The organism is Pseudomonas sp. FP1742, from assembly GCF_030687145.1.
Taxonomy (GTDB): domain Bacteria; phylum Pseudomonadota; class Gammaproteobacteria; order Pseudomonadales; family Pseudomonadaceae; genus Aquipseudomonas; species Aquipseudomonas frederiksbergensis_D.
In genome coordinates this window covers 2,117,436-2,132,632 of sequence record NZ_CP117460.1, presented here as the reverse complement: position 1 = coordinate 2,132,632, position 15,197 = coordinate 2,117,436, and the positions used below count along the sequence as shown (strand labels likewise).

Annotated in this window: 2 protein-coding genes (1 of these 2 only partly in view); both read right to left on the bottom strand. The window is 63.4% G+C overall.

Annotation, left to right across the window (positions count from 1 at the left end; genetic code table 11):
• On the bottom strand, window positions 1-2,826 hold the 5' end (the start) of the coding sequence (locus tag PSH64_RS09550) for a non-ribosomal peptide synthase/polyketide synthase (protein WP_305480522.1). It extends 10,695 nt beyond the left edge of the window; the window shows 2,826 of its 13,521 coding nt (coding positions 1-2,826); it begins with the start codon at window positions 2,824-2,826; the stop codon falls past the left edge of the window.
• Window positions 2,826-15,197, bottom strand: a complete 12,372-nt coding sequence (locus PSH64_RS09545; RefSeq protein ID WP_305480521.1) for a non-ribosomal peptide synthetase — start codon at window positions 15,195-15,197, stop codon at window positions 2,826-2,828. Before PSH64_RS09545 ends, PSH64_RS09550 begins: the two co-directional genes overlap by 1 nt.

The following is a 15,197-nucleotide window of genomic DNA, read 5'->3' as shown; positions in this document are numbered from 1 at the left end:
GGCTTCCTGCGCCAGCACCGCCACTTCGCGGACCGCTGGCTGCTCCAGCAGACGCGCTTCGATTTCACCCAGTTCGATGCGGAAACCGCGGATCTTCACTTGATGATCGATGCGCCCCATGTATTCGAGCACGCCGTCGTGACGATGGCGCGCCAGGTCGCCGGTGCGGTACAGCCGCGCGCCGTTGCCGAACGGGTCGGGCAGGAAGCGCTCGGCGGTCATCGCCGCTCGGTCGTGATACCCACGGGCCAGGCCGTCGCCGCCGATCAGCAGTTCGCCAATCGAGCCCGCCGGGTTCGGTGCCAGGTCATCGCCCAAAATGTACAGCGTGGTGTTGGCAATCGGTTTGCCCAGGTACGGCTGGCGCTGCTCGCGGGTCAGCTGCCAGGCCGCCGACCAGATGGTGGTTTCGGTCGGGCCATAAAGGTTCCAGACCTGCCCCGCCAGACCGAGCATGCGTTGGGCCAGGTCATCGGCCAGCGCTTCGCCGCCGCAGAGGAATTTACAACCCTGAAGGGTGGGCGCCTGCTCGTGGTCGAGCAACATGCGCCAGGTCGACGGCGTGGCTTGCACCACCGTGACTTGCTGTTGCCGGATCATCTCCAGCAGCGCTTGCGGATCCTGGGCGGTGTGCTTGTCCACCAGCACCACACGGGCACCGCTGAGCAGCGGGCCGTAGATTTCCAGGCCGAAAATATCGAACGAAAACGTGGTCAGCGACAGCATGCGGTCCTGGGCCTCGATGCCCGGCGCTTTGACCATGCTCACCACGAAGTTCACCAGCGCCTGATGGCGCACCATCACCCCTTTGGGCTTGCCGGTGGAACCGGAGGTGTAAATCGCATACGCCAGGTGTTCACCGCTGAGCGCTACCTGCGGATCGGCCTCGCTGTAACCACGGGCGTGTTCGCCTTGCGGGTCGAGCAACAGGGTCTGCACGCCGGCCGGAATCGGCAATTGCCCGATCAAATGCGCCTGGGTCAGCAGCAGTTGCAAGCCACTGTCTTCGATCATGTGCGCCAGACGGTCTTCAGGGTATTGCGGGTCCAGCGGCACGTAGGCACCGCCCGCCTTGAGAATCGCCAACAGCCCGATCAGCATTTCCAGGCTACGGTCGATGGCGATACCGACCAACTGATCCGGGCCGACGCCCCATTCGATCAGCCGATGGGCCAACTGGTTGGCCTGGCGATTGAGTTGTGCATAACTCAGGGATTGCCCGTCGAACACCAACGCCGTGGCCTCTGGCGTGCGCCGGGCCTGGGCTTCGATCAATTGATGAATGCAGCGGTCGGTCGGGTATTCGGCGGCGCTGCGGTTCCAATCGACCAGCACCCGCTGTTGTTCGGTTTCGTCGAGCAGTGCCAGTTCGCCCACCCGTTGCTGCGGATCGGCAACCAGGCTGCCGAGCAGGTTTTGCCAATGCCGTGCCAGACGCTCGATGGTCGCGCCGTCAAACAGGTCGGTGGCGTAGGTCAGTTGTGCGCCGAGGCCCTCGGGGCCGTCGAAGGTTTCCAGGGTCAGGTCGAATTGCGCGGTGCGCGAGGGCTGATGCAAGTGGCGGATCGTCAGCGCTGGCTCGCCGGTGCCCTGGCGGCTTTGGCTGGCGCCGGTGCTCTGGTGGTTGTACATGACCTGGAACAGCGGGCTGTAACTCAGGCTGCGTTCCGGCTGCAGAGCCTCGACCAGTTGTTCGAAAGGCAGGTCCTGATGCGCCTGGGCGGCCATCGCGGTCTGTTTGACCTGGGCCAGCAGCGTGGTGAACGTGGCCTGAGCGTCGAACTCGGTCTTGAGCACCTGGGTGTTGACGAAGAAGCCGATCAGCCGCTCGGTCTCGACCCGGTTGCGGTTAGCGGTTGGCACGCCGATGCGAATCTCGGCCTGGCCACTGTAGCGATGCAACAAGGTCTGGAACGACGCCAGCAACAGCATGAACAGGGTGACGTTTTCGCTTTTGGCCAAGGCCCTCAGGCGCTCGCCCAGTGCTGGCGGCAACGCCAGCTCATGACGGGCGCCACGCAGGCTCTGCACCGCCGGACGCGGGTAATCGGTGGGCAACTCCAGCACCGGATGTTCGCCGCCCAAGTGCGCCTGCCAATACTCCAGCTGCCGCTCGCGCTCCCCGGCTTCCATCCAGTGCCGTTGCCAGATGCCATAGTCGGCGTACTGGATCGACAGTGGCGGCAAAGCGAGTTCCTGGCCCTGGCGGTAAGCGCCGTACAGTTGCAGCAACTCATCGACCATGACCCGCATCGACGCGCCATCCGAGGCGATGTGGTGCTGGGTCAGGGTCAGCACGTGCTCCTGCGCGCCAAGGCGCAGCAGGCTGACGCGCAACAGCGGCCCGTTGATCAGGTCGAACGGCTGCCCGGTCTGTTCGGCGACGAACGCTTGAATCTGCGCCTCTGGCGGCAGGGCATCGGGGCTTTCATCCAGTTCATGCACGGCGACGGCCAGGTTCATGTGCGGATGAATCACCTGCACCGCTTGCTCATCCTGCTGCCGGAATGTGGTGCGCAGGCTTTGATGACGGGCAATCAGCGCATTGAAACCGCGTTCGAGTGCTGCTACGTCAAGTTCGCCCTGCAAATGCATGGCACTGGGGATGTTGTAGGCGGCGCTGTCGGGGTCCATCTGCCAGAGGAACCACTGGCGTTCCTGAGCAAAGGACAATGGCACCGGATCGAACTGCGACCGGGTTTCGGGAATCGGCAGGTTCGCCGGCGAAACGCCCTCCTCGAGCATCTTCTGCAGATAGACCCTGCGCTTGTCGAGCGGCAAAGTAATGAAGCGCCGGGCGATCTTCAAAGCGACATTGGTATCCATCAAGCTTCCTCCATTTCGTCAAGCAGGGCGTCCAGCTTGCTCAGTTTCAACGTATCGACCTGCTCACCCGCGGTGGCCAGACGGCTGACGAAATCCGTGAGTACGGGGTGTTGAAAAATCAGTTGTGGGGTCAGTTTCAGGCCCAGTTCCAGTTGCAGGCGTGAAACCACATTGACGGCCAGCAACGAGTGGCCGCCCAGTTCGAAAAAGTGATCCAGCAGGCCGACACGCTCGACTTTCAGTACGTGCTGCCAGATCGCCGCGACCTGTTGCTCGCGCTCGCTCTGCGGGGCGAGATAACGCACCTGCAAATGACCGCCCTCCACCGTCGGCAACGCCTTGCGGTCGAGTTTGCCGTTGGGCGTCAGCGGCAATTGTTCGAGGAACAGCAGGTGCGCCGGGACCATGAACTCCGGCAAAGACTCCCTGAGCCGTGCCTTGAGTTCATCGCGCAGGGACTGCTGATCATCGAGCTCCAGTGGTGAAGCGACCACGTAGGCCACCAGTTGCTGATTGCCCAGGGCTTCCTGCGCCAGCACCGCCACTTCGCGAACCGCTGGCTGCTCCAGCAGGCGCGCTTCGATTTCACCCAGCTCGATGCGGAAACCGCGGATCTTCACCTGATGATCGATTCGGCCTCGGTACTCGAGCACGCCATCGGCCTGATAACGGGTCAAATCGCCGGTGCGGTACAGGCGCTCGCCGTTGCTGGCGAACGGATTCGGCACGTACTTCTCGGCGGTCATGCCCGGCCGCCCCAGGTAACCCCAGGTGATGCCGGCACCGGCCAGGTACAACTCGGCCGATACGCCCTGTGGCACCGGGTGCAGATCGGCGTCGAGCAAATAGCTGGCGGTGTGTTTGAGCGGGCGACCAATGTTCGCCGTGCCACCCGCCTCGCGACGGGTCCAGGTGGAATAGGTGGTGTCTTCCGACGGGCCGTAAAGGTCGTAGACGTGCTCGATGGTCGGCTGCTGATACAGCGCTTCGACCAGCGACTGTTTAAGCGGCTCACCGGCGAGGTTGATGATGCGCACACTCGGCGGAATCTGCCCGGCACTGTGCAGCGCATTGATTGCCGACGGCACGCTGTTGATCAGGCGCACCTGATCGCGGGCCGGCAATTGCGGTAACTCCAGGGCGTTGCGGGCGATGATCAGCGAGCCGCCGTTGGCCAGGGTGACAAACAGCTCCCACACCGACAGGTCGAAACACACCGATGTCGAGGCCAACACGCCCTGAATATCGTCGCGGCTGTACACCGATTGCGACCAGTCGATCAGCGCCAGCACGTTGCGATGGGCGATGGCCACGCCTTTGGGCTTGCCGGTGGAACCAGAGGTGTAGATCACGTAGGCCAGGTTATCCGGCGTGACGCCGGTCACCGGTGCGCTGCTTGGGTAAGTGGCCAGCCATGGCTCGGCGCTGTCCATCAACAACACTTGTGTCTCGGCAGCGATACTCAATGTTGCCGCAACAGCCTGCTCGGTCAGCAGCACCAACGCGCGGCTGTCGTCGAGCATGTAGGCCACGCGGTCGGCCGGGTAATCCGGGTCCAACGGCACATAGGCACCGCCGGCCTTGAGCACCGCCAGCAACGCCACCAGCAGACTGTCGGAACGCTGCATCGCCACGCCGACCCGCACTTCCGGGCCCACGCCCAACTCGATCAGCTTGTGGGCGAATTGGTTGGCGCGGCTGTCGAGTTCGGCGTAAGTCAATTGCTTGGTTGCGAAGGTCACCGCCAGCGCATCCGGCATGGCCGCGACCTGCCTGGCGATCAGCTCATGGATGCACAGATCATCGGAGAAACCTTCGTCAGCAGGGTTCCAATCCAGCAACACTTGTTGCTGCTCGGTTTCATCCAGCAGCAACAACTCGCCGAGACAGCGTTCACCGGCGTCGATCATCTGGCTCAACAAGTGCTGCAAATGAGCCGCCAATCGCCTCACCGTCGCCGGCGCAAAACTGCCGCGCTGATAACTGAAGTGCAGCGACAGTTGCGCGTCGAGGCTCACCAGCAGGGTCAGCGGATAGTTGGTCTGCTCCTGACTGGCCACCGGACCAAAACGCAGCCCTTGCGGGGCGCCCTGCTCCAGGGCCTGGGCAATCGGGTAGTTCTCGAACACCAGAATGTTGTCGAACAGCGCTTCACCGCCCTGCCCGGCCCAGCGCTGGATATCGAACAGCGCGGTGTGTTCGAACTCGCGCAAGGCCAGGTTTTGCGCCTGCACCGCTTGCAGCCAACCAGTAAGCGATTGCTCGGCCCGTGGACTGGCGATCACCGGCAAGGTGTTGATGAACAGCCCGATCTGCTGCTCGACACCCGGCAAGTCCGCCGGACGACCAGCGACCGTCGCGCCGAAGGCCACAGTGGTTTTGCCGGTGTAGCGTTGCAGCAACAGCAACCAGGCCGCCTGCACCAGCGTATTGACGGTGACTTTCGCGGCCCGGGCGAACTCGCCCAGACGCAGGGTTTGATCGGCCTCCAGCACCTGGAAGTGATCGCCGTAACCTTGGGTTTCGGTAGACGCTTGCGGCACTGCGACGGTCTGGGCCAGGCGCGTCGGCTCTTCCAGCGCCAGCAGCGCCGGGGTCCAGAACGCTTCGCTGGCGGCCGAGTCCTGGCGTTGCAGCCAGGCGATGTAATCGCGGTAACGTCCGCTGTGAGCGCCGTTGAACTGGCCGCTGTAACGCTGCAGCACTTCGCCGAGCAACTGCGAGTTGCTCCAGCCGTCCATCAGGATGTGATGGTTGGTGTAGATCAGGTGATGACGGTGGTCGTCGATGCGCGCAATCACCAGTCGCAACAAGGTCGGTGCGCTCAAGTTGAGGGCTTGGCGTTCCGTGTCGGCGAGCGTCTGCAAGGCCTGATCGCGCTGCGGATGGGCGCGTAAATCATGCAGGCTGTAAGGCATCTGCGCGTGTTTGCCGACCACCTGCACCGGGTTTTCCAGTTCGCCCTGCCAGACAAAGCGTGTGCGCAGAATGTCGTGGGCATCCACCGCTGCTTGCCAGGCCTGATGGAAACGCTCGGGGTCGAGCCCTTCCACATCCAGGCGAATCTGGTTGACGTAATCGCCGGTGGTTTCCTGGTACACGGCATGGAACAACATGCCCTGCTGCATCGGCGACAGCGGATACAGGTCTTCGATCGACTGCGGTGCCAGCGGCAAGCCGTCCAGTTGCGCCTGGCTCAAGCGCGCCAGCGGGAAGTCCGACGGGGTGACGCCGTGCTGCCCGGCCCGGCAGCAATGGGCGATCAGCGCTTGTAGTTCCTGAGCGTAATCGTCGGCCAGCGCCTGAATGGTCGACTCATTGAACCGTTCGCGGCTGAAGGTCCAGCCCAGGTTCAGTTCACCGCCATACACCTGACCATTGAGGGCCAACTGGTTGGCCAATGGCGCACGAGCATCCAGTTCATCACCGGCCGCGTCACTGCACGGTACGAACAAGGCGCCGTCGGCTTCGGTGAAGCTACCGTCAAACTGGCCCAGGTAGTTGAAGGTCAGGCACGGCACCGGCAATTGGCTGAGGATTTGACGTGCAGCGTCGTCACCCAGATGGGCCAGCGCGCCAAAACCGAGGCCCTTGTTCGGGACCGCGCGCAGCTGTTCCTTGATCTGTTTCAGCGAGCCGCCCAGGTCAGCGACCGGCGTCAGTTTCGCCGGGTACAGGCTGGTGAACCAGCCGACGGTGCGGGTCAGGTCAACGCCGTCGAACAGCTCTTCACGGCCATGACCTTCGAGCTGGATCAACGCGCTGTCGGTCCCGGTCCAGCGCACCATGACGCGGGCCAGAGCGGTCAGCAGCAGGTCGTTGACCTGCGTGCGATACGCCGCCGGGGCGTCTTGCAGCAGTTGCCGGGTCACTTCCTTGTTCAGTTGCGTGCGCACCGTCAGTGCATGCTTGTTCTGCTGCCCGCCCTCGGGATTGTCCACCGGCAACGCCACGTCGGCGCCGTGTAACTGCTGTTGCCACCAGGCCAGTTCGCTGCGCAATTCAGCACTGCGGGCGTAGGTTTGCAGGTGCTCGGCCCAGACCTTGGCCGCACTGGTTTTGGCCGGCAATTGCAGGGGCTCGCCGCTCAACAGCTGACGGTAAGCGGTTTGCAGATCGTCAAACAGAATCCGCCACGACACGCCGTCCACCACCAGATGGTGGATCGCCAGCAACAGGCGCTGAGTGCCGTCATCGAGGTTCGCCAGCACCGCGCGCAGCAGCGGCCCGTGTTGCAGGTCCAGGCTGCGTTGCGCTTCATTGGCCACCGCTTCCAGTGCCGTGGCGTCAGCGACGTCGACCGCCCAGAGCAACGCCTCGGTCTGGCTGCCCGGCGCACGGTACTGCGCCCGCCAGCCCTCGGCCTGTTCGACGAAGCTCAAGCGCAAGCCATCGTGGTGCGTAACCAGCGCGCCCAACGCCTGCTCAAGTAGCGCAGCGTCGAGGGTTTGCGTCGGCTTGAGCATCACCGCCTGGTTCCAGTGCTGACGCTCGGGGATGGTCTGTTCGAAGAACACCTGTTGCACCGGCAACAACACCAATTCGCCGGTCACCGGCCCTTGATCGATGACCTGAGCCTGCTCACCCAACCGCGCCACCGTGGCCAGTGCCTGGATGGTCTGGTGCTGGAACAGGTCTTTTGGGGTGAAGCGGATGCCGGCCTGACGGGCGCGGCTGACCACTTGGATCGAGATGATCGAATCGCCGCCCAGTTCGAAGAAGTTGTCGCTCAAACCAACCTGATCGAGTTTCAGCACGTCTTGCCAGATCGTCGCCAGTTGCTGCTCCAGTACGCTTTGCGGCGCCACATAGGCTTGCTGCAATTGGCTGACGTCTGGCTTGGGCAGGTTCTTGCGGTCGAGTTTGCCGTTGGGGGTCAGCGGCAGATGCTCAAGCAGCAGCAAATACGCCGGGACCATGTGCGCCGGCAGCGCGACTTTGAGTTGCTCGCGCAGGCTGTCGGCGAAATCAGCACGCTCGGCGTTGAGTGCATCGGCGACCACATAAGCCACCAGACGCTTGCCGCTGCCAGCGGTGCCTTCCTGGGCGACCACCACCGCTTCGCGTACCCCGTCGAGGGTTTGCAAGCGCGCTTCGATTTCCCCCAGTTCGATGCGGAAACCGCGAATTTTCACCTGATTGTCGATGCGATCCAGGTAATCGAACGTGCCATCGGCACGCTGCCGCACCAGGTCGCCGGTGCGGTACAGCAAGCCACCGACCGCGCTGAACGGATCGGCGACAAAGCGCTCCGCCGTCAGCCCGGGACGGTTCAGGTAACCCCGGGCCAGGCCGGTGCCGCCCAGGTACAGCTCACCGGCCATGCCTTGGGGCAGCAGGTTCAGGTCGGCGTCCAGCACGTAAGCGCTGCGGTCACCGATGCGACTGCCGATCGGCGCGTAGGCCGCGCCGCACTCTACGTCGCGCCCGGCCTTCCAGATCAGCGGCGTGACCACGGTTTCGGTCGGGCCGTAGCCGTTGATGATGTAGTCCGGATCGAGCGCACGCTTGACCCGTTCGAAACTGGCGTTGGGCACGGCATCACCGCCGAAGCAGTAGATCCGCACCTTCGGCGGGTGGCCTTCACGCTCGGCGTGTTCGGCCAGTTGTTGCAGGTAGACCGGCGGGAACGCCACCACCGTCACGCCGTGTTCGCGCATGGCGTTGTAGGTCTGTTCCGGGGTCCACAGGCTGTCGTCGCGAATCAGCAGCGAGGCGCCGTGGGTCAGGCTGGTCAGCCAACGCTCATGGGCGCCGTCGAAGGCGAAGGACATGAAGTGGAATTCGCAGTCGCTGTCACGCATTTCATAGCGTTGGCCGATGGCCTGGCAATGCATCGCCAGCGGGCCATGGGCGACGCTCACGCCTTTGGGGTTACCGGTGGAGCCGGAGGTGTAAATGACGTAAGCGAGGTTCTGCGGATCGAGCGGCACCTTGGGTGCGGTAAGGGATTGGCTGCGCAGATCGAGACGGTCGAGCTCCAGCACCGGGACCGCATCATCCACCGGCAACTGCGCAGAAACCGACGAATCGCTGAGCAACAACGCCAGCCCCGAATCCTCGATCAGATAAGCCAGACGCTCGCGCGGGTAACTGGTGTCCAGCGGCACATAGGCACCGCCGGCCTTGAGCACCGCCAGCAGCGCGACGATCACCCCTTCACTGCGCGGCAAGGCCACGCCGACCCGGCTTTCCGGGCCGACACCCCGCGCGATCAAAGCGTGGGCCAACTGATTGGCGCGTTGGTCGATGTCGCCATAGCTGAACCGCTGACCGGCGAAGATCACTGCTGTGCGCTCGGGGCGTTGGGCGGCGAGTTCGGCGATGCGTTGGTGCACGGCGACATTCACCGGATACGGCTGCGGCTGGTTATTGGCCTGTTGCTGCGCCCGTTCGGCGGCGCTGGCCAGGGCGATTTCACCGAGGTTGCGTGCGGCCGACTCGGCGAACTGCTCCAGCAGTTGCAGCAGGTGTGCACCGATGCGTTCGATCGCAGGTGTGGAGAAATGCGCCCGGTCGAAGCTGTAATGCAGCGCCAGGGTCTGGCCCAATGTCACGGCCACGCTCAACGGATAATGGGTTTGCTCAAGGTTGGCGACGTCGCCGAACACCACGCCTTGCTCCGCGCCCTGTTGCAGCGCCTGGGCAATCGGGTAGTTCTCGAACACCAGAATGTTGTCGAACAGGGCTTCGCCGCCCTGCCCGGCCCAGCGTTGAATGTCCGCCAACGGCGTGTTCTCGAACTCGCGCAGGCTGAGGTTTTGCGCCTGTACCGCTTGCAACCAGCGGCCGACGCTCTGGTCCGGACGCGGCGTGCCGATCACCGGCAAGGTATTGATGAACAAGCCGACCGCTTGCTCGATGCCGGACAAGTCTGCCGGTCGCCCGGCCACCGTGGCGCCGAACACCACGGTTGGGTGACCGGTGTAGCGTTGCAACAACAGCAGCCACGCGGCTTGCACCAGGGTGTTGAGGGTGACTTTCTGTTGCCGGGCAAAGGCTTCAAGGCCTTGGGTGCGACTGATGTCCAGGGTCTGGAAGTGATCGCCATGCCCGCTCAGGGTTTCGTTGCCGGACAGCACACGCGCCAGTCGGGTCGGCTCTTGCAAGGAGGCCAATGGCTCGCGCCAGAAATCCTGGCTCAGTTGTACATCCTGACGCTGCAACCAACCGATGTAATCGCGATAGCGCCCGCCGGTGGCCATCGGTACGCGACCGCTGTAACGCTGCAAGACTTCGCCGAGCAACTGCGAGTTGCTCCAGCCATCCATCAGGATGTGGTGATGGGTGTAAATCAGCTGCCAGCGATCGGCTGCGGTGTGCACCAGCACCAGTCGCAGCAATGGCGCCTGGCTCAGGTCGAACCCTTGTTGGCGCTCGGCATCGGCCAGTTCACTCAAGGCCTGAAGCTGATCGTCACGCTCACGCCAGTCGAGCACGGTGAACGGCAACTGCACCTGCTTGTGGACGATCTGCACCGGATGTTCCAGCTCGCCTTGCCAGACAAAACCTGTGCGCAAGATGTCCTGAGCATCGACCGTGGCCTGCCAAGCGGTGCGGAAACGCTCCGGTTCGAGGCCTTGCACATCCACCCGCAACTGATTGATGTATTCACCCGCCGCCTGTTCATACAGGGTGTGGAACAACAGCCCCTGTTGCATCGGCGACAGCGGATAGAGGTCGTCGAGTTGGCCGATGGCCACCGGCAATGCATCGAGTTGCGCCTGGGTGATGCGCGCCAGCGGGAAGTCCGACGGTGTGGCCTGTGGCACCTCAAGGGTGCAGCAATGCTCGATCAATGCGTTGAGTTCAACAGCGTATTGATCAACCAGCTGCTGGATGGTCACGGTGTCGAACATCTCGCGGCTGAAGCCCCAGCTCATCGACAGCTCGCCGCCGTACACCTGGCCTTCGACCGTCAGCCAGTTGGCCAACGGTGCCGACGGATCCTGGGCCGCGCCGCTGCCTTCGCTGGACGGCACAAACAACGCCGCTTCGTCGAACTGACGGTCGAACTGCCCCAGGTAGTTGAAGGTGATGCGCGGTTGCGGCATGGCTGCCAGTGCGGCGCCAACCTGCGAGTCGGCCAAATAGCGCAGCACGCCGTAGCCCAGTCCTTTGTCCGGCACCGCGCGCAGTTGCTCCTTGACCGTTTTGATCGATGCGCCGAGGTCGCCGGCCGGGCTCAGGTTGACCGGGAACAGACTGGTGAACCAGCCCACGGTGCGGGTCAAATCGATGTCGTCGAACAGGTCTTCACGGCCATGTCCTTCGAGCTGGATCAACGTGCTGCCCTGCCCGGTCCAGCGGCACACGGCCCGCGCCAACGCGGTCAGCAGCAAATCATTGACCTGAGTGCGATAAGCCGCCGGCGCCTGTTGCAGCAGTTTGCGGGTTTGTTCGGCATCGAAGCTCAGTTCGACTTTCTGCTCGAAACGGTTTTGCAGTGCGCCGTCAGGGCGGTCGCACGGCAAGTCGGTTTGCGGCGCATCGCCCAGTTGCGCCTGCCAATAATCGACACTGTTGTGGAACGTTGGCAGGTGGCTTTGCAGACGCGCCACCCAGCGCTGGTATGAACTGGTTTTCGCCGCCGTCGTCAGCGTCGAGCCGTCGCGTGCCTGGCGATAGAACTGCTGCAGATCTTCCAGCAATACCCGCCACGACACACCGTCCACCGCCAAGTGGTGAATCACCAGCAGCAGCCGCTGAGCGCCGTCGGCCACGTCCACCGACAACGCTCGCAGCAACGGGCCGTTGCCCAGATCAAGACTGCGCTGGGCTTCGTCGCACAACGCATTCAGCTCTTCGAGCGATTGCGCCGAGCGTTGCCACAACACCGACTCAACAGACGCTGCGCCATAAGCCTGCTGCCAACCGGCGTCGGTCTGTTGATAACGCAGACGCAAGCCGTCGTGATGCTGGAGCAACTGCGCCAACGCCTGATCCAGCGCCCCGGCATCCAGCGCTTCACGCGGCACCAGCAGCAGCGACTGGTTCCAGTGATGACGCTCAGGAATGGCTTGCTCGAAGAACCAGTGCTGCACCGGCGCCAGGGCCACCGCGCCAACCGCCGGACCTTGATCGATCAGCTTCTGCTCGCCGTTGCGGGCCACTTGCGCCAGGCTGCGCAGGGTCTGGTACTGGAACAGGTCTTTGGGGCTCAACAGGATGCCCGCCTGACGCGCGCGGCTGATCACTTGCATCGACACAATGGAGTCGCCGCCCAGCTCGAAGAAGTTGTCTTCCAGGCCGACATTGTCGATGGCCAGAATGTCTTGCCAGATCGTTGCCAGCGACTTTTCCAGCGCCGTGCGTGGCGCCACGTGTTCACGTTGCTGCAGAGTGCCGTCGACTGCTGGCAAGGCCTTGCGGTCGAGCTTGCCGTTGGGGGTCAACGGCAATTGTTCGAGGAACAGCAGATAAGCCGGGACCATGTAGTCCGGTAAATGTTGGCGCAGCGCGGCTTTCAGGGTTTCGCGCAGGTTCGCTTGAGCATCGACATTGTCCGCGAACAGCGCTGCATCGGCGGGCACGATGTAGGCGACCAGTTGCTGACCACTGGCGCCATCCTGGGCCAGCACCGCCAGTTCGCGTACCGCGTCCTGTTGCAACAGCCGTGCTTCGATTTCACCCAGCTCGATGCGGAAACCACGAACCTTGACCTGATGGTCGATGCGACCGACGTATTGCAACGCGCCGTCGACCTGATAGCGGGTCAGATCACCGGTGCGATACAGACGCTCGCCGTTGCTGGCAAACGGGTTCGGCACGTACTTCTCGGCAGTCATGCCCGGTCGCGCCAGGTAACCCCGGGTGATGCCCGCGCCGGCCAGGTACAGCTCAGCCGATACGCCCTGCGGCACCGGTTGCAAATCGGCGTCGAGCAAATAGCTGGCGGTGTGTTTGAGCGGCCGGCCGATGTTGGCGCTGCCGCCGGACTGGCGACGGGTCCAGGTGGAATAGGTGGTGTCTTCCGACGGGCCGTAAAGGTCGTAGACATGCGCCACGGTCGACTGCCCGTAAAGCCCGTCGACCAGCGACTGCTTCAGCGGCTCACCGGCCAGGTTGATGATGCGTACGCCTGGCGGAATCTGCCCGGCACTGTGCAGCGCATTGATCGCCGACGGCACCGTGTTGATCAGGCGCACCTGATCGCGGGCCGGCAATTGCGGCAACTCCAGGGCGTTGCGGGCGATGATCAGCGAGCCGCCGTTGGCCAGGGTGACAAACAGCTCCCATACCGACAGGTCGAAACACACCGAAGTCGAAGCCAGCACACCCTGAATGTCGTCGCGGCTGTACACCGATTGCGACCAGTCGATCAGCGCCAGCACGTTGCGATGGGCGATGGCCACGCCTTTGGGCTTGCCGGTGGAGCCGGAGGTGTAGATCACGTAGGCCAGGTTATCCGGCGTGACACGGGTGACCGGGGCGATGCGCGGATAATCCGCCAGCCACGACTCGACGTTGTCCATCAACAGCACTTGAGTGCCCGCCGTGACGCTCAATGTTTTAGCAACAGCCTGCTCGGTCAGCAGCACCAGCGCACGGCTGTCGTCGAGCATGTAGGCCACGCGGTCGGCCGGGTAATCCGGGTCCAATGGCACATAAGCGCCGCCGGCCTTGAGCACCGCCAGCAGCGCTACCAGCAGGCTGTCGGAACGCTGCATCGCCACGCCGACCCGCACTTCCGGGCCCACGCCCAACTCGATCAGCTTGTGGGCGAGTTGGTTGGCGCGGCTGTCGAGCTCGGCGTAAGTCAGTTGTTTGGCCGCGAAGGTCGCCGCCAGCGCATCCGGTTGGGCGGCGACCTGGCGGTCGATCAATTGATGGATGCACAGATCATCGGCGAAACCTTCGTCAACGCGGTTCCAGTCATGGACGATGCGCTGGTATTCCTCGGTTTCAAGCAGCGGCAAATCGCTGATGCGCTGCTGGCTGTCGCTGACCATGCCGTGCAGCAGATGGGCCCAGTGCCGCGCCATGCGCTCGATGGTCGGCGCATCGAACAGGTCATTGGCGTAGGTCAGCGCGGCATGCAGTGTGCCGGCCTTTTCATAGGTGTCCAGGGTCAGGTCGAACTGGGTGGTGCGCCCTTCCCATTCGATCACGCCCAGTTCCAGGCCCGAGGCGGTGGTCACCGTGGAAATGTCCGCCACCTGCGGCTGATGGTTGTACATCACCTGGAACAACGGCGTGTGGCTGAGGCTGCGCTCCAGCTTCAACGCTTCCACCAGCCGCTCGAATGGCAAGTCCTGATGGGCCTGGGCGCCGAGAGCGGTTTCCTTGATATCACTGAGCAAATCGGCCACGCGGGTCTGGCCGTCGAGCCGGGTGCGCAGCACTTGGGTGTTGACGAAGAAACCGATCAGGCCTTCGACTTCGCCGCGATTGCGGTTGGCGATCGGCACGCCGACGCGGATGTCGGTCTGCCCGGTGTAACGGTGCAGCAACGCGTTGAACGCGCCAAGCAACAGCATGAACAAGGTGATGTTGTGCTTCTGCGCGGTGGCTCGCAGTTGCTCGGCCAGTGGGCCGTCGACGCCGAACTCATAACGCGTGCCGCGATAGCTGGGCATCGCCGGGCGCGGATGATCGGTGGGCAGCTCCAGCACCGGATGCTCGAAGCCCAATTGGGCTTGCCAGTATTCCAGCTGCCGCGCCTGCTCCCCGGCTTCCAGCCAGCGGCGTTGCCACAAGGCATAGTCGCTGTATTGAATCGGTAATGGCGCGAGCTGCGGTTGCGCGCCGGCATCATGGGCGTCGTAGCAGCGGATGAACTCGTCGATCAACACGTTCATCGACCAGCCATCGGACACGATGTGGTGCAGGGTCAGCAGCAGCACGTGCTCCTGTTCGGTGAGTTTGAGCAGCTTGACCCGCAGCAACGGCCCAACGGCAAGGTCGAACGGCAGCAACGATTGCTGTTGGGCGGCCTCGGCCACGGCCTGTTCGCGCTCAAGGGCCGGCAACGCGCTGAAATCAATTTGCTCGATCACCAACGGCGAACTGGCAGGTGCCTGTTGCAGGGACTCGTCGGCCTGGCGCTGGAACACCGTGCGCAGGGTTTCATGACGCGCCACCAGGCTGGCGAACGCCTGCTCCAGGGCCGGCAGGTTCAGTTGCCCAGTCAGGCGCACCGCGCCCGGCAAATTGTAGGCGCCGCTGTGCGGGTCCAGTTGCCAGAGAAACCACATGCGTTGCTGGGCGTAGGACAGCGCTTGCCGATCCTCGGCCTCGACCCCTTGCGGAATCGGAAAACGGGCGAAGTCCACGCCCTCCTTGTGCAAGGCCGCAAGGAACATCTGGCGCTTTTCCAGGGGCAACCCGATAAACCGGCGAGCAAGTTTCAAGGAGTCTTCAGCATTCAT

Excerpts from the sequence above, each read along its gene's own strand:
- PSH64_RS09545 (WP_305480521.1), bottom strand. The coding sequence starts at position 15,197 with ATGAATGCTGAAGACTCCTTGAAACTTGCTCGCCGGTTTATCGGGTTG.